At 67.7% G+C, this 22868-nt stretch carries 21 protein-coding genes, 1 tRNA gene and 1 pseudogene; 11 read left to right on the top strand and 12 right to left on the bottom strand.

The features are described 5' to 3' along the window. Positions 1-51: 51 nt before the first annotated feature. Complete coding sequence (locus tag F3H32_RS10770; RefSeq protein ID WP_149765861.1) at positions 52-1236, bottom strand: HPP family protein; 1185 nt, start codon at positions 1234-1236, stop codon at positions 52-54. Positions 1237-1434: 198 nt separating this feature from the next. Between F3H32_RS10770 and F3H32_RS10765 the strand changes: the two genes are divergently transcribed. From F3H32_RS10765 to F3H32_RS10745, 5 genes are all read left to right on the top strand, one after another. Continuing rightward, the gene (locus F3H32_RS10765) at positions 1435-2394 is read left to right on the top strand and encodes a LamB/YcsF family protein (protein WP_223191416.1); all 960 of its coding nucleotides are present in this window, start codon (positions 1435-1437) and stop codon (positions 2392-2394) included. After that, positions 2391-3977 carry a 5-oxoprolinase subunit B/C family protein gene (locus F3H32_RS10760; RefSeq protein WP_149765860.1) on the top strand — a complete coding sequence of 529 codons (1587 nt, stop codon included), beginning with the start codon at positions 2391-2393 and terminating at the stop codon, positions 3975-3977. The genes F3H32_RS10765 and F3H32_RS10760 overlap by 4 nt, the downstream gene beginning before the upstream one ends. Next, on the top strand, positions 3974-5737 hold the full coding sequence (locus tag F3H32_RS10755) for an acetyl/propionyl/methylcrotonyl-CoA carboxylase subunit alpha (protein ID WP_149765859.1): 1764 nt from the start codon (positions 3974-3976) through the stop codon (positions 5735-5737). The genes F3H32_RS10760 and F3H32_RS10755 overlap by 4 nt, the downstream gene beginning before the upstream one ends. A gap of 77 nt (positions 5738-5814) precedes the next feature. Continuing rightward, entirely contained in the window at positions 5815-6846 is a 1032-nt protein-coding gene (locus F3H32_RS10750; protein ID WP_149765858.1) for an AbrB family transcriptional regulator, read from the top strand. 14 nt (positions 6847-6860) lie between these two features. Beyond that, entirely contained in the window at positions 6861-7424 is a 564-nt protein-coding gene (locus F3H32_RS10745; protein ID WP_149765857.1) for a HutD/Ves family protein, read from the top strand. Positions 7425-7450: 26 nt separating this feature from the next. On the opposite strand, the gene F3H32_RS10740 is transcribed toward F3H32_RS10745, so the two are convergent. Both F3H32_RS10740 and F3H32_RS10735 read right to left on the bottom strand, forming a co-directional pair. Continuing rightward, complete coding sequence (locus F3H32_RS10740) at positions 7451-8470, bottom strand: LLM class flavin-dependent oxidoreductase (RefSeq protein ID WP_149765856.1); 1020 nt, start codon at positions 8468-8470, stop codon at positions 7451-7453. Continuing rightward, the gene (locus F3H32_RS10735; protein WP_149765855.1) at positions 8467-9432 is read right to left on the bottom strand and encodes a LysR family transcriptional regulator; all 966 of its coding nucleotides are present in this window, start codon (positions 9430-9432) and stop codon (positions 8467-8469) included. The genes F3H32_RS10740 and F3H32_RS10735 overlap by 4 nt, the downstream gene beginning before the upstream one ends. Positions 9433-9541: 109 nt before the next feature. Between F3H32_RS10735 and F3H32_RS10730 the strand changes: the two genes are divergently transcribed. Together F3H32_RS10730 and F3H32_RS10725 are read left to right on the top strand one after the other, a co-directional pair. Next, positions 9542-10486 (top strand): ring-cleaving dioxygenase, encoded by a 945-nt coding sequence (locus F3H32_RS10730; protein WP_149765854.1) that lies wholly within the window; start codon positions 9542-9544, stop codon positions 10484-10486. Between the two features lie 147 nt (positions 10487-10633). Then, on the top strand, positions 10634-11035 hold the full coding sequence (locus F3H32_RS10725) for a DUF1801 domain-containing protein (RefSeq protein WP_149765853.1): 402 nt from the start codon (positions 10634-10636) through the stop codon (positions 11033-11035). Positions 11036-11066: 31 nt separating this feature from the next. On the opposite strand, the gene F3H32_RS10720 is transcribed toward F3H32_RS10725, so the two are convergent. From F3H32_RS10720 to trpA, 3 genes are all read right to left on the bottom strand, one after another. Further along, complete coding sequence (locus tag F3H32_RS10720) at positions 11067-11660, bottom strand: NADPH-dependent FMN reductase (RefSeq protein ID WP_149765852.1); 594 nt, start codon at positions 11658-11660, stop codon at positions 11067-11069. 245 nt (positions 11661-11905) lie between these two features. Continuing rightward, the gene (locus F3H32_RS10715) at positions 11906-13435 is read right to left on the bottom strand and encodes a VOC family protein (protein ID WP_149765851.1); all 1530 of its coding nucleotides are present in this window, start codon (positions 13433-13435) and stop codon (positions 11906-11908) included. Between the two features lie 200 nt (positions 13436-13635). Continuing rightward, positions 13636-14433 carry a tryptophan synthase subunit alpha gene (trpA, locus tag F3H32_RS10710; protein WP_149765850.1) on the bottom strand — a complete coding sequence of 266 codons (798 nt, stop codon included), beginning with the start codon at positions 14431-14433 and terminating at the stop codon, positions 13636-13638. A gap of 127 nt (positions 14434-14560) precedes the next feature. Here trpA and ychF point away from each other — a divergent pair, with 127 nt between their 5' ends. After that, positions 14561-15658, top strand: coding sequence for a redox-regulated ATPase YchF (gene ychF / locus F3H32_RS10705; RefSeq protein WP_149765849.1), 1098 nt, complete (start codon positions 14561-14563; stop codon positions 15656-15658). 214 nt (positions 15659-15872) lie between these two features. Further along, positions 15873-15962: transfer RNA gene (locus F3H32_RS10700), tRNA-Ser, on the top strand. Positions 15963-16170: 208 nt separating this feature from the next. Here the strand turns inward: F3H32_RS10700 and F3H32_RS10695 are convergent. The 5 genes from F3H32_RS10695 to dctP form a co-directional block, all read right to left on the bottom strand. Then, positions 16171-16998 carry a carbon-nitrogen hydrolase family protein gene (locus F3H32_RS10695; protein WP_149765848.1) on the bottom strand — a complete coding sequence of 276 codons (828 nt, stop codon included), beginning with the start codon at positions 16996-16998 and terminating at the stop codon, positions 16171-16173. 3 nt (positions 16999-17001) lie between these two features. Then, on the bottom strand, positions 17002-18159 hold the full coding sequence (locus F3H32_RS10690) for a M24 family metallopeptidase (protein ID WP_149765847.1): 1158 nt from the start codon (positions 18157-18159) through the stop codon (positions 17002-17004). 32 nt (positions 18160-18191) lie between these two features. Next, positions 18192-19487, bottom strand: a complete 1296-nt coding sequence (locus F3H32_RS10685; protein ID WP_149765846.1) for a TRAP transporter large permease — start codon at positions 19485-19487, stop codon at positions 18192-18194. Then, on the bottom strand, positions 19484-20098 hold the full coding sequence (locus tag F3H32_RS10680; protein WP_149765845.1) for a TRAP transporter small permease: 615 nt from the start codon (positions 20096-20098) through the stop codon (positions 19484-19486). The genes F3H32_RS10685 and F3H32_RS10680 overlap by 4 nt, the downstream gene beginning before the upstream one ends. Before the next feature lie 76 nt (positions 20099-20174). Next, the gene (dctP, locus tag F3H32_RS10675) at positions 20175-21170 is read right to left on the bottom strand and encodes a TRAP transporter substrate-binding protein DctP (RefSeq protein ID WP_115755259.1); all 996 of its coding nucleotides are present in this window, start codon (positions 21168-21170) and stop codon (positions 20175-20177) included. A gap of 389 nt (positions 21171-21559) precedes the next feature. On the opposite strand from dctP, the gene F3H32_RS10670 reads away from it, so the two are divergent. Both F3H32_RS10670 and F3H32_RS17720 read left to right on the top strand, forming a co-directional pair. Next, complete coding sequence (locus F3H32_RS10670; protein WP_188128645.1) at positions 21560-22213, top strand: GntR family transcriptional regulator; 654 nt, start codon at positions 21560-21562, stop codon at positions 22211-22213. A gap of 171 nt (positions 22214-22384) precedes the next feature. Next, positions 22385-22549 carry a hypothetical protein gene (locus F3H32_RS17720; protein ID WP_188128644.1) on the top strand — a complete coding sequence of 55 codons (165 nt, stop codon included), beginning with the start codon at positions 22385-22387 and terminating at the stop codon, positions 22547-22549. Between the two features lie 107 nt (positions 22550-22656). Here F3H32_RS17720 and istB read toward each other — a convergent pair. Beyond that, positions 22657-22868 (bottom strand): annotated as a pseudogene (gene istB / locus F3H32_RS10665) (IS21-like element ISPkr1 family helper ATPase IstB); the annotation flags it as partial.

The following is a 22868-nucleotide window of genomic DNA, read 5'->3' as shown; positions in this document are numbered from 1 at the left end:
CCCGCGGCCAAGCATCCTGCAATGCGGCGCGGCCTGTCGTTATGGGCATGTTCAGGACCCCGACAGCCCCTTGCGCAAGCTTTGCCGGGCCAGGGCCGAGATCAGGTCGGTCTGGGTCACGATACCGACGATCCGCGACCCCTCCAGCACCGGCACCGCGTCGCATTCGCCCGAGGCCAGCATCGGCAGCAGCGTCCCGATGGGCGCATCGGGGGCGACATGCGGCGGGTCGGTCTGCATGATTTCGCGCGCCCGCGTCGGCATGCCGCGCCGGGGACCCAGCAGATCCGACATGGCGGCGGAAAAGCGGCGGTCGTGGTGAAAGGCGTCTTCGCGGGCGCGGCGGATCAGGTGGATCTGAAAGATGATGCCGCAGAACCGGCCCGCGGCGTCGATCACCGGCAACGAGGTGAAGCCATGGTTGCGAAAGATGTCGGCGACCCGGACCAGCCGCGTCTGCGGCATCACGGTGATCAGGTCGCACGACATCACGTCCGCCGCGGTCAGGGGTCCGGTATGATGGGTGGCAGCCTGCAATTCGGCGGCGCCGATCAGCCGGGCCAGATCCTCGACCCCCAGGTTCAGCGACTGGCGATAGCGTTGCAGGATCTCGGTCAGTTCCTGCTCGGACAGGCCCAGCCGCTCCATCGCCGGATGATCGGCGGTGCCATGCGGCCCAGGCTCGTCGAACTGGCGCAGCGGATAGCGCCGCCCGGTCAGCCGGGCATAGATCATCGCCAGCCCGACCAGCGCCAGCGTGCCCGCAAGCACCGGCGCGAAGACAAAGCGGAAGCCAAGCTCTGCGATCGCCTCGGGGTTAAGGGCGGCGGTCATGGCGACCGCGCCGGCGGGCGGATGCACGGCGCGCAACAGGATCATCGCGGTAATGGTCAGCCCGACCGCCAGCGCGATGCAAAGCAACGGATGCGGCGTCGCCATGCAGACCAGCACGCCGATAAGGGCGGCGGCGCAATTGCCGACCACCGCCGACCACGGCTGGGCCAGGGGGCTGTTCGGCACCGCAAAGACAAGGACAGCGGTCGCCCCGAAGGGCGCGATCATCGACAGCCCCAGCCGCATGTCGGCCGAGGGGGTCAGCAAAAGCAGCCCCGCCACCCCCAATCCTGCCAATGCGCCTATTCCTGCGCGAAACGCCTCACGCGGGGAGCCGGGGGCGATGGCGGGACCAAGGGCCCGCGTGAACTGGTGCAGCGCAGCCGCAGCCGGTCTGGTCATTTGGCTTGTTCCTTCACGCCTGGCCCGCGAGGGGCCGCGTCCCCGCGCCCGATTTGTCGCAGGACCGCGCCGGTTGCAAGTCCTAGAAAGGATGTATCGCCGCCGGGATCGGCCCGGCCGGTCCAGGATGCCGGCATTGCCATAGGCCGGCGCAGCAGTCCGGGACTGTCCAGCAGGCCGCATGCCAGCCGCAGCCCGGTGGCCTGGGTCAGGAACTGGCTCAGCCGCGGGCTGTCGGTCTGGCGCGATCATGGCGGCGTGAAACTCCGTATAGGCGGCCACGACCGCAACATCGCCACGGTGATCGTCATCGCCATCCCGCTGGCCGCCTGTTGCGCCGATCTGGTATATGAGCTTCAGATCCGTCGCCCGCCCGAGGAAAACATGACCCGCAACATCGACCTGAACAGCGACCTGGGCGAAGGTTATGGCGCCTGGAAGATGGGCGACGACGCCACCATGCTTGGCATCGTCAGCTCGGCCAATGTCGCCTGCGGCTTTCACGCCGGCGACCCGCTGACCATCCTGGCCACCGTGCGCGAGGCGGCGGCGCGGGGCCTGGCGGTCGGCGCGCATGTCTCCTATCCCGACCGGGTGGGCTTCGGCCGCAGGGCGATGGACGTGACCCATGCCGAACTGGTCGCGGACGTGGTCTATCAGATCGGCGCGCTGCAAGGCATCGCCGCCGCCGCCGGCACCCGCGTCAGCTATGTCAAGCCGCATGGCGCGCTTTACAACACCATCGCCGTCGATCCCCGACAGGGCGCCGCGGTGATCGAGGGGATCCGCGCCGTCGATCCCTCGCTTGCCATGATGGGCCTGGCGGGGACGCAGATCCTGGCCCAGGCGGCGCGGGCCGGCCTGCCCGTCATCGCCGAAGCCTTTGCCGACCGCGCCTATCGCCCCGACGGGCAGCTTGTCTCGCGCCGCGAGCCGGGCGCGGTGCTGCACGATCCCGAAACCGTCGCCGCCCGCATGCTGCGTCTGGCGGGCGAGGGCGTGGTCGAGGCTGCGGACGGCTCCACCCTGCATCTGCAAGCCGACAGCATCTGCGTGCATGGCGACAGCCCCGGCGCGGTCGCCATGGCCGCCCGCATCCGCGCGGTGCTGCTGGCGGGCGGCGTCACTATCGCCCCGGCCGTGCGGGCAAGGGGATGAGCGGGTCCCCCGCCCCGCCCCCGCCGGCCATCCGCTTTCTGCCCATCGGGCCCCGCACCCTGCTGGCGGAACTGGATGACCTGGACCGGACGCTGGCGCTGTTCGACGCGCTCATGGCCGATCCGCTGCCCGGCGTGGCCGAGATCGTCCCGGCCGCGCGCACGCTGATGATCCGCACCGCCCCCGGCGTTGCCGCCGACGGCCGGCTGGCCGGCGCGGTGCAGGCCCGCCAGCCCGCCCCCGGCGCCCGGCCCGACCCCCGCGCCCGCCAGACGGTCGAACTGCCCATGACCTATGACGGCGAGGATCTGGCGGATGTCGCCACCCATATGGGCCTGACCCAGGCCCAGGTGATCGCCGCCCATCAGGACACCACCTGGCAGGTGGCCTTTTGCGGCTTTGCGCCCGGTTTCGCCTATATGACCGGCGACGATCCGCGGTTCGACCTGCCGCGCCGGCCATCGCCGCGCACCCGCATCCCGGCGGGTTCGGTGGCGCTGGCCGGGCGGTTTTGCGGCGTCTATCCGCAGGAAACCCCCGGCGGCTGGCAGTTGATCGGCCGCACAAAGGTGCCGATGTGGGACCTGTCCCGCGATCCGCCGGCGCTGCTGCGTCCCGGCATGCGCTGCCGGTTCGTGGCGCGCGGGTCCAAGGTCCACGCCTCGGCCGCCATCCCCGAGCCGCAACCCAGGCAAGGGTTGCGCCTGCTCTTCACCGCCTTTCCCATCACTTTCCAGGACGAGGGGCGGCCGGGACAGGGCGGGCAAGGCGTCTCGGCCTCGGGCGCGCTGGACATGGGCGCGGCGCGCCGGGCGAACCGCGCGGTCGGAAACCCCTCGGACAGGCCGGTGCTGGAGATCACCTTGGGTCCGGTCCGAATGGCCGCCGACCAGCCGATGGTGCTGGCACTGACGGGCGCGGGCCAGGCACGGGTGGCCGGGCAAAGGATCCCGCCCGGCCATGCCTTCGCGCTGGACAAGGGGGACGAGGTGATCATCGACCCGCCGCAGGCCGGGATGCGCAGCTATCTGGCACTGCGCGGCGGCTTCGCGGTCGCGCCGGTCCTGGGCTCGGCCGCAACCGACACGCTGGCCTTCGTGGGGCCGGGCGCGCTGACCTCGGGCGCGGTGGTCGCGCCTGCGAATGGCCCTGCCGGGGCCACCGGCCAGCCCCAGGACCAGCCCGCCCTGCCGAAAGCCGGCGATCTGGTGGAGCTGCCGGTGACACTGGGCCCCCGCACCGACTGGTTCACGCCCCGGATGGTCAAGCATTTCCTGAGCCAGGAATGGCTGGTGACGCAACAAAGCTCGCGCGTCGGCATCCGCCTGCAAGGCGATGCGGTGACGCGGGCCGACGCCACCGAACTGCCCTCGGAAGGGACCGAAACCGGCGCCATCCAGATCCCGCATTCCGGCCAGCCGGTGCTGTTTCTGGCCGACCATCCGCTGACCGGCGGCTATCCGGTCATCGCCACCTTGCACCCGCGGGCGCTTGACCTGGCCGGGCAGATTCCGCCCGGCGCCCGCATCCGCTTCACCGCCAGCGCCGATTTTGCCGCCATCACGCCAGAAAGGCCCGCATGACCATCTTCGCCACCGGCCCCAGCCGCCCGATCCGCCGCCTGCTGATCGCCAACCGGGGCGAGATCGCCGTGCGCGTGATCCGCGCCTGCCGCGACGAAGGCATCGAAAGCGTCGCCGTCTATGCCGATGCCGACCGCGACGCGATCTTCGTGCGCATGGCCGACCAGGCCCATGCGCTGGGGGGCGACAAGCCCGCCGAGACCTATCTGGATGCCGGCAAGATCCTTGCCATCGCCCAGGCTGCCGGGGCCGATGCCATCCATCCGGGCTATGGTTTCCTGTCCGAACGCGCCGAATTCGCCCAGGCGGTGCAGGATGCGGGGCTGATCTGGATCGGCCCCGACGCATCGGTGATCCGGGCGCTTGGCGACAAGATCCAGGCCCGCCGCATCGCCCAGTCCGTCGGCGCGCCGCTGGTCGCCGGCACCCCCGGCCCGGTCGAAAGCGCCGCCGAGGCGCTGGCTTTTGCCAAGCAGCACGGCCTGCCCATCGCCATCAAGGCCGCTTTCGGCGGCGGCGGCCGCGGCATGAAGGTCGCCTGGCGGCTGGAAGAGGTCGAAGAACTGTTCGACAGCGCCACCCGCGAGGCGCTGTCAGCCTTTGGCCGCGGCGAGTGTTTCATCGAGCAGTTCCTGGACCGCCCGCGCCATGTCGAGGCGCAGGTGCTGGCCGACCGGCACGGCACCGTCAAGGTGCTGGGCACCCGCGACTGTTCCCTGCAACGCCGCAACCAGAAGCTGGTCGAAGAAGCGCCGGCACCGTTCCTGACCGACGGCCAGCGCGCCCGCATCCAGGATTCCGCCCGCGCCATCTGCGCCCATGCCGGCTATTCGGGGGCGGGAACGGTGGAATACCTGCTGTCCGCCAATGGCATGATTTCCTTTCTCGAGGTGAATACCAGGTTGCAGGTCGAACATCCGGTGACCGAGGAAACCACCGGCATCGACCTGGTGCGCGCCATGATCCGCGTGGCGCAAGGCGCGCGGCTGGCCGACGACACGGTGCCCCAGCCGCGCGGCCATGCCATCGAGTTCCGCATCAATGCCGAAGACCCGGCGCGCGGCTTCCTGCCCACGCCCGGCCCGGTCAAGGTCTTCGACGCGCCCTCGGGGCCGGGCATCCGCATGGATAGCGGCGTGGCCCAGGGGTCGGTGGTGCCGGGCAGCTTCGATTCGCTGATGGCCAAGCTGATCGTGACCGGCGCGACCCGCGCCGAGGCGCTGGAGCGCGCCGCCCGCGCCCTGCGCGAATTCCGCATCGAGGGCGTGGCCTCGGTGCTGCCCTTTGCCCGCGCGCTGCTGGACCAGCCGGATTTCCGCGCCGAGGACGGGGATTTCCGCGTCCATACCCGCTGGATCGAGACCGATTTCGCCAAGGCGCTGGTCCAGGCGGTCGCCCCCCATCCCCGCGTCGCGCCGGCCCCGCCCGCGCGGCTGTTGCGCCTGGCGGTTGAGATCGACGGCAAGCGGCATGAACTGGGCCTGCCGGCCGATCTGCTTTCCGCCCTGCCCCCCGCCGCCCCCGCCGCCCAGGCTGCGCCCAGCACGGACGAAGCGGTGCTGACCGCCCCGGTCCCCGGCACGCTGACGCTGTGGCAGGCCGAAGACGGGGCTAAGGTCGAACAGGGCCAGATCGTCGCCACCATCGAGGCGATGAAGATGGAAACCCGGATCGAGGCGCATCGCGCGGGCCGCCTGACCCGCATCGCCGCGCAGGGCGATGTGCTGGGCTTTGGCGACCCGCTGGCGCGGATCGGCTAAGGCGCTTTGACATTTCCCGGCGGGCCGTGCCAATTCGGCCTGCCGGCGCGCAATGCCGGGTGACTGCCGAAAACACCATGAACCTGCTGAACCGCCGCATTCTGACCTTTGCGCTGGCCGCCCTGGGCGGCGCGGCCTTTGTGATGCTGCACCTGCCGCTGCCCATGCTGCTGGGTCCGATGCTGGCCTGCCTGGTCGCGGCGCTGGCCGGTGCGCCGCTGGCCGGGGCCGGCCAGTTCGGCATCTTCATGCGCACCATCCTGGGGGTCGCGGTCGGCGCTTCGATCACGCCCGGCGTGCTGGCGGAACTGCCCGAGGTGGCCGCGTCGCTGCTGTTCGTGCCGGGTTTCATCGCCGTGATCGCGCTGGTCGGCTATCCGCTGTTTCGCCGCGGCTTCGGCTTTGACCATGCGACGGCCTGGTATGGCGCCATGCCCGGCGGCTTGCAGGACATGTTGGTCTTTGGCGAAGAGGCGGGCGGCGACGTCCGCGCCTTGTCGCTGATCCATGCGACGCGGGTCCTGGTGATCGTCACCGTCGCGCCGCTGATCATGTCCAGTTGGTGGGGCCTGGACCTGACGCAGCCGCCCGGCGCGCCGATGCGCGCGACCGGCGCAGCCGAGATCGCGCTGATGCTCGCCGCCGGGCTGGTCGGCTGGAAAGGGGCCGAGCGGCTGGGCGTCTTTGGCGCCTCGATCCTGGGGCCGATGGTGCTGACGGCGGCGCTGTCGCTGTCGGGCCTGATCAGCCACCGCCCGCCGGCCGAGATGATCCAGGCCGCGCAATTCTTCATCGGCATCGCGGTCGGGGTGAAATATGCCGGCATCACCCTGCGCGAATTGCGGCTGCATGTGACGGCCGGCATGGCCTATGCGCTGCTCTTGGCCGGGATCAGCCTGGTTTTCATCGAAGCGATCATGCATCTTGGCCTGGCCCCGGCGCTTGATGCATTCCTGGCCTTTCTGCCGGGCGGACAGGCCGAAATGGTGGTGATCGCGCTGATCGCCGGGGCGGACCTGGCCTATGTCGTCAGCCACCACCTGCTGCGCATGGTCATCGTCATCGTGCTGGCCCCGGTGGCGGGAAAATTGCTGAACCGGCAACGCTAAGAGGAAAGACCCGAATGGCCTACCGCATTCTGAAAGCCGCCGATCACCGCCGGATGCCGTGGAAGAACGGGCGCGGCCAAACGGTTCAGATCGCCATTCATCCGCCGCCCGCGGGCCTTGCGGATTTCGGCTGGCGCGTCAGCATGGCGGACGTGGCCGAGGATGGCGATTTCTCGATCTTTCCGCAGATCGACCGCAGCCTGGCGGTGCTGACCGGCAAGGGGATCGAATTGCAGGTGCAGGGACGGGACCCGCAGGCGCTGACGCCGGACGGGCCGCCCCTGTCCTTTCCTGCGGATCAGCCCTGTTCGGCGCGGCTGCTTGCCGGGCCGATCACCGACCTGAACGTGATGACGCGGCGCGGCGGCTTTACCCACCGGCTGTCGCGATTGACCCAGGCGGTCCAGCGTCCAGCGGATTGGCGGCTGCTGCTTGCGACCGGGCCGGTGGTGCTGGATCTTGCCGGCCGCGCCGTGGCGCTGGAGCCGCTGGACGCGCTGCTGTGCGACGGACCCGAGGCCGCGCAGCCCATCGCCCCGGCCCCGCAGGTCTGGCTGGCCGAGATCAGCCGCGCCTGAATGCGCGCCTGACCCCGCCCGGCGACCTAGCGCCAGCCTAGCGCCGGGGCCAGGTGTTTCAACACCGCCTCGATCACATGGGCGTTGTAATCGACGCCCAACTGGTTCGGCACCGTCAGCAGCAGCGTGTCGGCCTCGGCGATGGCCTCGTCGCCGCGCAATTCCTCGATCAGCCGGTCCGGCTCGCCTGTATAGCCGCGGCCGAAGATCGAGCGCGTCTCCTCGATAAAGCCGACCTGGTCGGCCTCCTTGCCGCCGCGGCCGAAATACATCCGGTCGCGGTCGTCCAGCAGCGGAAAGATCGAGCGGCTGACCGAAGCCCGCGGCTTCCGCTCGTGCCCTGCCGCCGCCCATGCCTCGCGATAGGTGCGGATCTGCTCGGCCTGCTGGACGTGGAAGGGCTTGCCGCTTTCGTCCGTCTTCAGGGTCGAGCTTTGCAGATGCATGCCCATCTGCGCCGCCCAGCGGGCGGTGTCGTTCGAGGCGGCGCCCCACCAGATGCGGTCGCGCAGGCCCGGCGAATGCGGCTCGATCCGCAACAGGCCGGGCGGGTTGGGGAACATCGGGCGCGGGTTCGGCTGGGCGAAACCGCGGCCTTCGATCACATTCAGGAACACCTCGGCATGGCGTCGCGCCATGTCGGCGTCGCTTTCCCCTTCGGCCGGGACATAGCCGAAATAGCGCCAGCCCTCGATCACCTGCTCGGGCGACCCGCGAGAGATGCCCAGTTGCAGTCGCCCCCCGGCGATCAGGTCGGCGGCCCCGGCATCCTCGGCCATATACAGCGGGTTTTCATAGCGCATGTCGATCACGGCGGTGCCGATCTCGATGCGGCTGGTGCGCGCGCCCACCGCCGCCAGCAGCGGAAAGGGCGAAGCCAGTTGGCGCGCATAATGATGCACGCGGAAATAGGCGCCGTCCGCGCCCAGTTCCTCGGCCGCGACGGCCAGCTCGATGGATTGCAGCAGCGTATCCTGGGCGCTGCGCGCCTGCGACGCGGGCTCGTCCGACCAATGGCCAAAGGACAGGAAACCGATCTTCTTCACGAGGCGACCTTTGGGGTTGTGGCGGACAGGGGGGATATGGGACCCGCCCGGCCGGCATGCCATGCCGGGCGGTGCAATTCCGCCGCCAGGTGATCGACAAAGCGGCGCAGCTTGGCCGGCATGGGCGAAACCGGCGGCCAGACCGCCACGATCGGCAAGGGTCGGGTGCCGAAACCGGCCAGCACCCGCTCCAGCCGCCCGTCGGCCAGCGCCGGGGCGACGAGAAAGCCCGGCAGGATGGCCAGGCCCAGCCCCTCGATCGCCATGTCGCGGATCGCCTCGCCATTGTTCATCGACAGCCGGCCCTGCACCAGCGGCGACACGAAGCGGTCGCGGTCCTGGAACTGCCAAAGCTGGCTCATCGGCAGGTGGCTGTAGCCGATCACCTCGTGCTCGCGCAGGTCGGCCAGGGTTTGCGGCCGGCCCTTGCGGTCCAGATAGGCGGGGCTGGCGCAGGCGATGCTGGCATCCTCGCACAGCTTGCGCTGCATCAGCGCCTTGTCGCGCATCTTGCCGATGCGGATGCCGATGTCGAACCCCTCGCGCGCCAGGTCGCGGCTGCGGTCGTCGTAATCGACGCGGAATTCCAGTTCCGGGTTCTGCGCGGCAAAGCGGGCGATGATCGGCCCCAGATGCAGCACGCCAAAGCTCATCGGCGCGGCGACGGACAGGGTCCCGCGCAGGGGGGCCAGCCCGTCCATGTCCCAGGCGGTGCTTTCCGCCGCCGCGACCAGTTCGGCCAGCGCGGGACGCAGCCGTTCGGCCAGGCGCTGCGCCGCCTCGGTCGGGGTAATGCGGCCGGCATTGCGGCGAAACAGCGCCGCGCCCAGCGTCGCCTCCAGGTCGGTGATGCGCTTGCTGACCACCGATTTCGACAGGTTCAGCCGCGCGGCGGCCGCGGTGACGGTGCCCAGTTCCATCACCGTCAGAAAGGTTTCCAGGTCGTTCAGGTCATAGCGCATGGCCCTAGCCTATCCGTTCGCCGGCGCCGAACACAAGGTTCGTGGCCGGGACCGTGGCGCAAAAGCCGCCCATGACCGATATTGGTGCCAGGAAGAAAGGAGGCCCATCATGGAGCTGACCGGAATTCACCACCTGACGGCGATCACCGCCGATGCGCCCGGCAACAAGCAATTCTATACCGACACGCTGGGGCTGCGACTGGTGAAAAAGACCGTCAACCAGGACGACACCAGCGCCTATCACCTGTTCTACGCCGACGGGCTGGCGCGGCCCGGCACCGACCTGACCTTTTTCGACTGGCCGGCGGCGCGGGAACGGCGCGGCACGCATTCGATCAGCCGCACCGGCTTGCGGGTCGCCGGCGACAGCCTGGACTATTGGGCCGGGCGGCTTCGGGATCGCGGGTTGGCCGTGGGCCAGATCGCGACCCTCGACAGCCGCGCCAGCCTGGATTTCGAAGACCCCGAAGGCCAGCGCTTTCGCCTGACCGAGGACGCGCCCGATGCCGTGGCCGCCCCTTGGGAGAAAAGCCCGGTGCCCGCGGCGCAGCAGATCCACGGGCTGGGGCCGATCACCATCTCGGTCCCCGAGCTTGCCCCGACCGAGGCGGTGCTGACCCAGGTGATGGGCATGCGCAAGGTCCGCGACCATGCCAGCCCCGACGGGCACGGCACCGTCCATGTCTACGAAATGGGCCGGGGCGGCCCCGCGGCCGAACTGCATGTCGCGGTCCAGCCCGACCTGCCCAAGGCGCGCCAGGGCGCGGGGGGCGTGCATCACGTCGCCTTCCGCGTGCCCGACAAGCCGGCGATCCACGCCTGGGCGCAGCGGCTGGCCGAGATGCGGGTGCCCAATTCGGGCGAGGTCGAGCGCTATTATTTCCGCTCGCTCTATTTCCGCGAGCCGGGCGGCAACCTGTTCGAGATCGCCAGCGACGAGCCCGGCTTTGCCGTGGACGAGCCGCTGGAAAGCCTGGGGCAGTCGCTGTCCCTGCCCCCCTTCCTGGAGGGGCAGCGCGCGCAGATCGAGGCGCGGCTGAAGCCGCTGGACTGAAACCCCGCCGAAACGAAACGAAAGGCCGCCGGAGCGATCCGGCGGCCTTTTCCTGCGCGCGAATCCGCTCGCAGCCGTCGGCCCTGTTGCCGGATCGGGGGGTTTCGCGCCATGCTTCCAACCGCGACAGGATGTGGAGCCCAAGCCATGAGCCAGCCGGAAGCGGAACAGCGCGCCTCGGACCTGATCGACGCGCGGATCAGGGAACTGGGCGACTGGCGCGGCGAGACCCTGGCGCGGCTGCGCGCCCTGATCCACGAGGCCGATCCCGAGGTGGTCGAGGAATGGAAATGGCGCGGCGTGCCGGTCTGGTCGCATGACGGCATCCTCTGCACCGGCGAGACCTACAAGCAGGTGGTCAAGATGACCTTCGCCAAGGGCGCGGCGCTGGAAGATCCTGCGGGCCTGTTCAACGCCAGCCTGGAGGGCAATACCCGCCGCGCCATCGACCTGCGCGAGGGCGAGCCGATCGACGCCGAGGCGCTGAAGGCGCTGATCCGCGCCGCCGTGGCGCTGAACCGGGCCAAGAAAAAGGGGCGGTCGAAGTGACCGCCCCGCAAACCGATTAACAAGACTATAATCAGGCGGTCTTGGCGCGCTGCGCCATGGTCGCCTCGGCCCACCAGAGCAATTCGTCCAGCATGGCCTCCAGCGCCGGCAGCAGGTTCGCCTCGACCTCGGCCATCTCGCCATTAGCGCCCAGGGGCGAGACCTTGAAGAAATCGCCGCCGCCCAGATGCACGGCGTTGCGCAGCGGCACCATCTGCAATTCGACGGCGATGCCGCGCAGATGCTCGATGGCGCGGGCGGCGCCGACGCCGCCATAGCCCATGGCGGCAGCCGGCTTGCGGTTCCATTCCTTATAAGCCTGGTCCAGCGCGTTTTTCAGCGAGCCGCTGACCGAATGGTTGTATTCGGCGGTCAGGAAGACATAGCCGTCGAACTCGGCCAGCTTCTGCTGCCATTTCACCGCGCGCGCATCCTGCGATGGCATCCACAGGTTCGAGGCGGCCTCGTCGAACAGCGGCAGGTCATAGTCGCGCAGGTCCACCAGCTCGAAGCTCATGTCCTGGCGCTTTTGCGCATTTTCAAGCAGCCAGGCGGCGGGCTTGTCGGCAAAGCGCGCGGCGCGGGTCGAACCGATGATGATGGCGATATGCGGTTTGCGGGTCATGGGTGTTGTCCTTCGTGATGGTGCTGCGGGCCGGTCGCGGCCGCGTGGTGGAACGTCATGGCCTCAAACTGGCCGTTGCGGGGCTTTCGGGCAAGCCAACCGGCATCGGAAGCAGCGTTCGAAAATCGGAAACAGGCCGCCGGAAAGGAACAGGCGGGCCTTGCGACCCGCCTGCCCGGCTTTCACCGTTTCAAAAATACTCATGCGGCAGCGCGGACAGGCGCCGCACCGCCGGTTTTGGGCCCTCAGTCGCGGGCCAGCCAGTCGGTGGCCGCGGTCAGGTCGTCGGGCTGAAGCTCATGCCCGGCATCGATCGTCCGGGCATCCAGCGCCGCGCCGCCGTCCTGCAAGGCGCGCCCCAGTGCCGGACCCATGCGGGCAAAGGGGTCGCGGCTGCCGGTCAGCATCAGGACCCGGCTGTCGGCCAGGGCCTGCGCCTCCAGCGCCGGGGGTTCCTCCAGCACCTGGACGGCGCGGATCAGCACCGCCCGGCGGATCAGGCCGGGGTAAAGTTGCATGACCGCGCCCAGCAGGTTCGCACCGTTGGAATAGCCCAGATGGACCAGCGCCCGCGGGTCCAGCCCATAGGCCCGCGCGGCAGCCTCGATGAAGCCGGCGAAAGCCTCGGCCTCGGCCCGGACATCCGCCTGGTCGAAGGCCACGGCGTTGTAGCGGCGAAACCAGCGGTTGATGCCTTCCTTGGTCGAGCGGCCGCGGACGCCCAGCAGCGTGGCGTTCGGCGCGATGCGATGGGCCAGCGGCATCAGGTCGGCCTCGTTGCCGCCGGTGCCGTGCAGCAGGACGATGGTGCTGCCGTCGGCCTGCGCGGGCCGGTGAAAGCGGTGGACGAAATGCAGATCGCGCATCGGATGCCTTTCTTCGCCCGGCAGGGCGAATTGCGGCAGGATCACCCGCAGGTCATCGGCGCGGGCCGCGTCCTGGGGCGGGACGAACAGTGTCCGGCCCAGTTCCGCAGGCGCTTCGTCCACGACAAGGCCGGGGCCGTCGGTGGCATGTTCCAGCAACGTGCCCCCCGGCTCGCGGACATAGAGCGACTGGAAATACTTGCGGTCATGCAGGGCGGTCGGCTCGCCGTCCTTCAGCGCCAGCCGCATGGCGCGCAGCGCATCGGCATCGGCGGCGCGAAAGGCCACGTGGTCCAGCGTGCCGGTGCCGGCGATGGCAGGAAAGAAGCCGGCCGCATCGCGGATATCCACGACATCGGTGTCCGAGACCATGCGCTGGATCGCCCCCGCCGCCGGCCCCGGCCGATAGCCGAAGCGGGCGATGAAATCGCGCGTCTCCTGCGGCCGTTCGGTCAGGATGGTAACGCCGCGCAGCCGCGTCGGCGCGACCGGGTCGGGCAACGGCGCGGCGGCCGGCAGCGCCGCGCCGACCAGCTTGACGGTGATGCCGTCCGGGTCTTTCAGCCGCAGCACGGTTTCCCCCTGCTCGCGCAGCGGCCCCTCGACCGGGACGCGCGCGGCCATGGCGCGGGTCAGCCAGTCGCCGATGCTGTCGGGCGGCACGGCCAGCGCGATTTCCGCCACCTGGCCCAGGCCGACTCGGCCCCTCGCGCCGTCCTCCCATACCAGGAAGGTGACAAGCGAGCCGGGAGAGCCAAGCGCATCGCCATAAAACAGGTGCAATTGCCCGGCATCCTCGAAGCCGCCGGTGCGCTTGACCAGGCGCAGGCCCAGAAAGCCCGCATAGAAATCCACATTGGCCTGCACCCGTCGGGTGATGCCGGTGACGTGATGGATGCCGCTGGGCATGGCTTTCCCCTATCCTGTCGCCCGCCCGCGCCTTGCATCACGACATGCCGGCGGACAAGCCTGCGCCCGGCCGGAAAGGCCGGCCGGGCCATGGAACCTGTGACGATGCGTCCAAGATAGCGGCCTGCCGCCTTTCGCCAACCGGCGGCGACCGGGACGCGGCGTTCCGTATCGTCGAACGCAGCCCAAGCCCGAACGGTTCAGCGGTGATGCGCGCCCTGGGCCAGATCCGCGACAAAGGACAGGACCTCGGGCACCGGCCGCCCTTCGCCGATCAGCTTGACAATGGCGCTGCCCACGACGCAGCCGTCGGCGACGGCCGCCACCGCCTGCGCCGCCTGGGGGGTCGAGATGCCAAAGCCCACCACCACCGGCAGTTTCGCGCTGGCGCGGATGCGCGCGACCTCGGGCGCGACCTCGGCGGCATTGGCGGCCGGGCCGCCGGTGATGCCCGTGACCGAGACGTAGTAGACGAAGCCGCTGGTGTTGCGGACCACCGCGGGCAGGCGCTGGTCGTCGGTGGTGGGCGTCGCAAGCCGGATGAAGTTCAGCCCCGCTTGCCGCGCCGGCAGGCACAGTTCGGCATCCTCTTCGGGGGGCAGGTCGACGACGATCAGCCCGTCCACCCCGGCCTCGACCGCCTCGGCGATAAAGCGGTCCACGCCCCCCTCGCGGGCATAGATCGGGTTGTAATAGCCCATCAGCACGATCGGCGTCGCGTCGTCCTGGACGCGAAAGGCGCGCACCATGTCCAGCACCCGGCTGACGCTGCCCCCCGCCGCCAGCGCGCGCTGGCCGGCCGCCTGGATCGTGGCGCCGTCCGCCATCGGGTCGGTAAAGGGCATGCCCAGTTCGATGATGTCCACGCCTGCGCCCGGCAGGCCGCGCATGATCTCCAGCGAGCGGTCGAAATCCGGGTCGCAGCCCATCATGTAGGTGACGAAAGCCTTGCCGTCCGTTTCGGCCAGCCGCGCGAAAGTGTCGTCGATTCTGCTCATCCGCCCCGTTCCCTCATGGTCCGCCCAGCCCTAGCCCGGCTTGAGGGGCAAGATCAACGGCCCGCCACTGGACTTGGCCGTCCGCTGCCCATAATAAGCGCGCAAATCCGGCAAAAAGGGGTGCATCATGGGCTTTCGCATGGGGATCGTCGGCCTGCCCAACGTGGGCAAGTCGACGCTGTTCAACGCGCTGACGAAAACCGCCGCCGCGCAGGCCGCGAACTTTCCCTTTTGCACCATCGAGCCGAACGTGGGCGAGGTCGCGGTGCCCGACGCGCGGCTGGACAAGCTGGCCGCGATCGCGGGCAGCAAGCAGGTCATCCCCACCCGCATCACCTTTGTCGACATCGCCGGCCTGGTAAAGGGCGCCAGCAAAGGCGAGGGGTTGGGCAACCAGTTCCTGGCCAATATCCGCGAGGTCGATGCCATCGCCCATGTGCTGCGCTGCTTTGAAGACGGCGACGTCACCCATGTCGAGGGCCGCGTCGATCCCATCGCCGATGCCGAAACCATCGAGACCGAGCTGATGATCGCCGACCTGGAATCGGTCGAGCGGCGGCTGGCCAATATCGCCCGCAAGCTGAAGGGCGGCGACAAGGAGGCGGTGGCCCAGGAAAAGCTGCTGAAGGCCGCGCAGGCGGCGCTGGAATCCGGCAAGCCCGCCCGCACCGTCAAGGTCGACGACGAGGATCGCAAGCCTTGGGACATGCTGCAATTGCTGACCGCCAAGCCGGTGCTGTTCGTCTGCAACGTCGAAGAAGACAAGGCCGCCACCGGCAACAGCCAGTCCGAGCGCGTGGCGCAGATGGCGGCGGAACAGGGTGCCGGCCATGTGGTGATTTCCGCCAGGATCGAGGAAGAGATCAGCCAGCTTCCCCCCGAGGAAGCCGGCATGTTCCTGGAAGAGATGGGCCTGCACGAGGCCGGGCTGGATCGCCTGATCCGTGAAGGCTACAAGCTTCTGGGCCTTGAGACCTATTTCACCGTCGGCCCCAAGGAGGCCCGCGCCTGGACCATCCACAAGGGCACGCTGGCCCCGGCGGCGGCGGGCGTGATCCATGGCGATTTCGAGCGCGGCTTCATCCGCGCCGAGACCATCGCCTATGACGACTACATCACCTGTAAGGGCGAGGCCGGCGCCCGCGAGGCCGGCAAGTTCCGCGTCGAGGGCAAGTCCTATGTGGTGCAGGACGGCGACGTGCTGCATTTCCTGTTCAACGCCTAAGAACGGCCGTCCCGCGGGCGGGCCACCGGGTTTGGCGGCGGCTGCCCACCGGGTGGGCCGCAGCGGCTGCCGAGCCGCTGGACACTGGGCGAATCCCGGCGTGTTTCCGGGCCGTTGCGGGTTGGCGCGGTGATCGGGGGAATTTTCGCCAAACCGTGCATCCGGTGCGATTTCCCCTTGTTTCTCCCGCCCCCAGCCTGCTAGACCCCGCGGCGGAGACGTGGCCGAGTGGTCGAAGGCACACCCCTGCTAAGGGTGCAGGCGGGAAACCGCCTCGAGGGTTCGAATCCCTTCGTCTCCGCCATCACCTGACTGGCGGCTGCATTCCGATCAATGGGCGTGCATTGGCGCCAACCTTCATGCCCATATAGCTTGGTGACTTTGCTGCATCGCCCAGACCGCGCCATGAAGCCGGTAAAGGCGGGCCGGCGCGCAGCGATACTGCCGGGCACTGGCGCGGCCGGCGGCCATTTCGCCGCCGACCGCATGTCTTTCCCGTGCCGCGATTCCGGCTAAGTTGCCAGAACACCGCCTCTTTCCGGCGCATTGTCGCCAGACAGCGGCAGCGCAAGCCGGTCCTTAAGATAGGGCAGGCGCTTTTGCGCCTGCGTCACCCGCGTCGGGTCGATATCCGCGATCAGGACTTCGGGGGCGACCCCTGCCCGCGCAAGCTCCTGGCCGTCTGGTGCAGCGATGAAGCTTTCGCCCAGGAATGCCATGCCGTTTTCCTGCCCGGCGTGGTTCGCATAGGCAAGAAAGACGCCGTTTTCATAGCCGCGCGTCGGGATCATCGTGCGGCCGACCCAACCCCATTGCGCGCCCAGGGCGGTCGGAACAAGGATCAGTTGCGCCCCCAGCGCCGCGACATGTCGCGCGGTTTCGGGGAACTCTGCGTCATAGCAGATCAGCGTGGCGATCCGCAGGCCCCTCCAGCTAAACAGGCTGCATCCTTCGCCGGGGGCGAAATATTCGCTCTCGAATCCCGGCGGCAGGATCAGCTTGCGATGCCGGCCCAGACAGGTTCCGTCCGGGCCAAAGCACTGGGCCGCGCCATAGATCACGCCATCCGCGCGCTCGGCATAACCGTAATGGACCGCGATACCGAACCGGCGGGCCAGATCCGCGATCCTGGCGGCGCCGGGGCCGTCCGATGCCTCGGCCCGATCGACGACATCCGCACCGATATTGTAGCCGGTCAGATACAGTTCCGGCAGCAGCAACAGATCGACGTCCCGGCCTTGCAGTTGCGAAAGCGTCATGGCCAGCCACTCGATCCGATCCCGCGTGGTGGCCAGGTCCCCTGGGGTCTGGGCCACGGCAAGCTTGAAGCCGCGCGCCATGCCTCAGCCCGCGGTCACGAGAAGCTGGCGGGGATAGTCGGTGAGATAGTCGCACCCATCCTCGGTCACGACGACGGAATCGCCGATCCGTCCCGCGGTCACGCCGTCGATGGAAATCCCGCCATCCACCGCGAAGGTCATGCCCGGTTGCAGCACCGTCCTGTCCCCGGCCTTGAGCTCGGGCGCCTCAAGATAGGCGACCCCGATCGAGCGGCCGGTGCGGTAGCCGGTCTCGTAGCCGCGTTCGGCATAAACCGCATTCGCCGCGGCGGCGATATCCTCGGCCAGCGCGCCGGGCCGGATCGCCGCGATGGCGGCCGCTTGGGCGTCGATGGCGGCCTGCTGGACGCGGGCGGCCTCGTCCGAGATTTCGGCGATGTGGAACATGCGGTCGAAGCCAAGCTTGTACTGCTTGAACTGGACCATGTTGCAAAAGCAGAAATAGACCGGGTCGGCGCGGCGGTATTCGCGGACCGAGGCGCGGCGGTGGACCATCGAGGTATCGGCGCCGCTTTGCAGGATCTGAAGGTTGTGGATCATCGGCGAAACGAACCGCTCCCACCCCTTGTCGGTCAGGAAGCCGGCCGCCTTGCGGGTGCCCGCGTCGATCACGGCCAGGGCGCTTTCGTATTCGCGGCCGCCCTCGGCCAGCGACTCATGTGCGGCCTTCATCATGGCGCCGGCGATCTGCCCGGCCTGCTTCATCACCTGGATTTCAAGCGGCGACTTGATCATCCGTTGCGCGCCCAGGACCGGGCTGATGTCCTTCAGCGCCACGCCGGGGAAGCTGTCGTCAAGGAAATTGCGCACGATCGCCGGGACATGCGGCTTTTCGATCCAGATCTCTGACGGGCTGTCGCCCAGCACCTGCGAAAGGGCGCGGCCCCAGCTACGCTGGCCCATGTCCTCCCAGACGCGGATATCGGAAACCCAGGTCATCTCTGCGACCATTTCGCTTTCCATCATCGGCGTGATGACGACCGGCTCGTCCTCGGCGCGCAGAACCAGCATCGTGGGGCGGCCGAACTCGATGCCCAGATAGCCCCAGAACCCGGCCAGATAGGCGATCGAGCTTTCGTCGGTGAACACCGCCTGGCGGATGCCCAGTTCCTTCATCCGTGACTGAAGGCGGGCCGTGCGTATTCTTGCTTCTTCAAGCATGGGTCGGTTCCTGTAATGTAGGATATTGAAGATCAGCCCAGCAGGCTGGGCAACCAAAGCGACAGTTCGGGGATGAACGTGACCAGAAACACCATCGGCAGATGGCCGAGCATAAGGAACTTCATGGTCGGGCCGATATAGGTGGACAAAGGCTGTTTCGTGACCCCGCCCGCCATGTAGAGAAGCGGCGCGCAAGGCGGCGAGATATTGCCCAGGCCCAGGTTCACGCCGACGATTCCGGCAAAATGGATCGGGTCCAGGCCGATGCTCTGCGTCACCGGCAGCAGGATGATCGCCGCCAGCACGCTGCCCGAGACATCGTCGATGATCATGCCCATCAGCAGCAGCAGCAGGTTGATCAGCAGCAGGATCACGATGCGGTTGTCCGAAATCGACAGCAGGAAATCCGCGAATTGCGTCGGCACCTTGGCCAGCACCATTCCGCGGCTCATCACGAACAGGAAGAACAGCACCATGATGATTGCGCCGGTCAGCCGCGCCGCCTCGACGGTGGAATTGAACAGATTGCCCCAGCTTAGCGTGCGGTAGATCAGGATGCCGACGAACAGCGTGTAGACAAGGGCCACCGCGCCCGCCTCGGTCGGGGTGGCGATGCCGGAATAGATGCCGCCCAGGATGATGCCAGGCATCAGGATCGCCAGCGACGCCTGCTTGCCGGTGATCGCGATCTGCCGGACGGTTTCCTGCGCCGGCAGCTTGGGCTGCACCACGATGGTCCTGTTGTTGCGCAGGAACCAGAAGTTCAGGCCGCAGTAGATGATCGCCAGCAGGGCGCCGGGGATCATCGTCGACAGGAACGCCTTGGCGACCGACTCGCGGATGGCGATGGCAAAGACGATCATCGGGATCGAGGGCGGGATCAGCAGCGCCAGCACCGAAGAGACCGCGACCAGCGCGGTGGCGTGGCCGGGCGGATAGCCCTCGCGGATCATGCGCGGGACCATGATCTTGCCGATGGCCGCGATCGCCGCCGAGGCCGAGCCCGAGATCGCGCCAAAGATCGCGCAGGTGATGACCGTCACCGCGCCCAGGCCGCCCTTGGTGCGCCCGACGAAGGAATTGACAAAGTTCAGCAGCCGGTCGGAAATCCCGCTGGCCCCCATCAGCGTGCCCGACAGGATGAAAAGCGGGATGGCCAGCAGGGAAAAGGCGCTGATCTGCGTATAGCCGAAACCGGCATGGAACGAGATGTCGGTGCCCGACATATAGCCGTAAAGCAGCGCGCCAATGCCGAATGCGAAGCCGACCGGAACCTCGATCAGCAGGAAGAAGACGACGACGATCAGAACGATGAACAAAGCGGTCATTTGCCACGACCCCGCGTGATGAAAAGCGCCCGCGCCTCGGCAAGGCACTGAAGCGCGGCATAAAAGGTCATCAGCGCCAGCCCGATCAGCAGCGAAACGTCCCACAGCACCTTGGGCAGCCGCATATAGGTGCTGCGCCGGCCCACCGAATAGTTGAAGGCGACGAAGTCCCAGGCGAAGCGCATGAAGATCACGATGGTGATCAGCGTCGCGGCCGAGCCAAGCAGCCGCAGGGCCGTCAGCAGGCGCGGATTCTTGATGACAAGCGTCATCATCCCGCCCTCGATATGGTCCCGCTCGCGCGAGCAATAGGCCATGCCCAGGAAATAGACCCAGACCGCAAGCAGCGGCGCCAGCTCCTCGATTCCAAGGAAAGGCGCCGAGATCACGTAGCGCATGAACACCTGCGCCGCCATCAGCAGGCCAAGCGAGATGATCGCCAGGAACATGATCACCCGCATGAGCCAGGCGATCCCGCGCTCGGCGGCATAGACCGGACCCAGGCCCGAATGGATCGGCGACGGCGGGCGGTCATGTTCCGGGACAGGACGGATTGGCGAGGTGCCGATCACGTCGTCCAGGCTGTCGATATGCAGCAAGTCCTTGGTCATGATCTGGCCTTTCGGCGCATCGCGGCAGGGCGCGCAGGTTGCCCCCGCGGCCCGGTCCGCTTTCGTTGACGGTGGTTCAGTTGGTGCCGGCGGCGGCGCGGATCTGGTCCATGATCTCGGCGCCGACGATGTTTTCCATGTAGGGGTATTCGGCCTCGATCACGAGCGCGCGGTGCTTTTCCTGCTGCTCGGGCGTCAGTTCGACCACATCGACGCCGCCGGCCTCGATTTCGGCCAGCCACTTGGCGCTTTGCGACTGCGCCAGTTCCCAGGAGCCGGAAACCGCCTCGTCGGCCGCTTCCGTCAGCCAGCCCCGCTGTTCGTCGGTCAGGCCGTCGAACCAAGCCTTGTTAGCAACCCAGAAGGTATGCTCGAAATGCTCGCGGGTGAAGACATAGGCCTCCAGCACGTCGCTGAACATCGGCACCTCGACCGGCGGGGAATAGGCGCGGCCGTCGATCGCGCCGGTTTGCAGCGCGGTATGCACCTCGGAGAACGCCATCGGCACCGGCGAGAAGCCCAGCGCGTTGTAACGCTCGATCGCCATCGGCATGCCCGGCACCCGCATCTTCATGCCCGCTGCATCCTCGGGAAAGTTCACCGGGACGGCCTTGCCCTTGCGGACGATGAACCCGGCAAAATCGGTCGGGATGATGCCCAGCAGCTCCATCCCCAGGTCGTTCATGATACCGGCATAGACGCCTTCCATGACCGAACCGGGTCCATAGATCTTTTGGGCGGCATCCCAGTCGCTGGCGACATAGCCCAGCACCGAAAGATCCCACCGCGGGTCCAGTTCCGAGTGGTTGTAGGTCATGGTCATCTGCACCGCGCCCTGCGCCACCTGCTCGGTGATCGAGGTCCAGTCGCCAAGATCGCCGCCCGGATGGTAGTCGACGGCGAAGCTTCCGCCCGACAGTTCGTCCAGCCGTTCCATGAAACGCTCGGACACGTGGTGGAAGATGTGTTCGCTGTCCATGATGTGGCCCAGGATGGCCTGTTGCGCCTGCGCAGAGGAGGCAGCACCCCCCGCGACCAGCACGGCGCCCAGAAGGTAGCCCGCGTATTTCATATCGTCCTCCCCTGTTTTTTCTGGCGGCGCCGAGTCTGGACGCGCCGCTTTCAAAAAGCTAAGCTGCATACACCTAAGCTGTCAACTGGAAATTATGCTGGATATTTCCGCAATAACAACAAATGCTGCATTCAGCTTGGCAGGACCTACGCCTTTGGTCGCGGACGCCAACCGCCGCCGCAAGCCCGGATGTCGCGCTGTAGCAAAAGCAGAGGCCGGGCAAACCGGCTATCTGTTCGAATCAGGCCGGGATGTGGGACATGCGGCTGGCCGGATCGAATACCGCACGGCGGCTGTCGTCGCCCGCTGGAGCATTGAGAAGCATCGGAGATCGCAAGTTGAACGCCATCGACGACAAGTCAAAAGCAGCCGCAGCTTTGGGGCCCAGGATGGACGCTTCGGCGATCCAGCGGTTGCTGGTCGAGCGCATCTGCCTGCTGCGATACAGACCCGGCGACCAGTTGAAAGAGGCCGAGCTGGCGCGCGAGTTCGGCGTCAGCCGGACCCCGGTCCGCGATGCGCTGAACCGGATAAGCCATCTGGGGATGATCGAATCGCGCAACGGCGTCGGGACGGTCGTCGTTCGCCTGTCCGAAGAGCAGATCCGCCACGTCTACGAAATGCGCCTTGAGCTTGCCTGCCTGATCGGAAAGCTGTCGCCCGTCGCCCCCGGCCCCGCCCATCTGGCCGCCTTGCAGGGGTTGCTTCAGCGCGCCCGCAGGCTGCGGGACGGCTTCAAGGCTGACGAATATGTCCTTATCAATCACGAGCTGCACGAGGTGATCGCCTCGATGATCGGCAACTCGTCGCTTCGCTCGATGTGGCTTCAGACCTATGTCCAGGCGGCCAGCACCTGGTACATGGTCGCGCAGACGCGCGAGGCCGAAGTCACCGACGCCCTGCTGGAAGAACTGACCGATCTTGTGAATGCGGTAAAGCATGGCGACGCCGAGGCCGTGGGCTTCGTGCAGCGCATCCATATCCAATACGGCTTCGCCAAGATCAACGCGATGCTGGAGGAAGGCGGGCTGGACGCCGACTGACACCCGGTCGTCGCCCCGAAACGAAAGCCTTCGCTATCCGCGGGCCGCGACATTCGCTTGACGGACGGCAATATCTTTACATACGAATATATGAATCTTCTGGATTCCGTGGAGGAGCGGGATCGCAGAAGACAAAGCGGGGCGGCAAGAAGCCCCAGTCAGGGAGGAAAGATGGACAAGATCGAACAGCGTCGCGCCGCGGCGCTGGCCGGCGGCGCAGTGCTGACGGCCATCCTCGGCACGCAACCCGCCCAGGCCACCAACGGCTATTTCGCCAATGGCTATGGCGGCACCTCCAAGGGGATGGCCGGGGTGTCAATCGGCACGCAACTTTGACCCCCTTTCGGCGCCCAATAATGACCCCGCTTGGTCAGCACGGGTAGCTGGCCCGATGCGGTGTAGCCTCCATACAGCGCAACCGGATCGGGCCAGCGGCGTCTCGGTCATTCCCGCGTCTTGAAGCGCCAGCTCTCGTTGCCGGTCTCGACGATGTCACAGTGATGGGTCAGTCGGTCGAGGAGCGCCGTTGTCATCTTCGCGTCTCCGAAGACGGTCGGCCATTCGCCGAAGTCGAGGTTCGTCGTCACGATGATCGAGGTGCGTTCGTAAAGGCGACTGATGAGGTGGAACAGGAGCTGGCCACCCGTCTGGGCGA

This window comes from Paracoccus thiocyanatus (assembly GCF_900156255.1).
Taxonomy (GTDB): Bacteria; Pseudomonadota; Alphaproteobacteria; order Rhodobacterales; family Rhodobacteraceae; genus Paracoccus; species Paracoccus thiocyanatus.
Note: the sequence above shows the minus strand (reverse complement) of the source record. Positions and strands in the feature narration are given on the sequence as shown.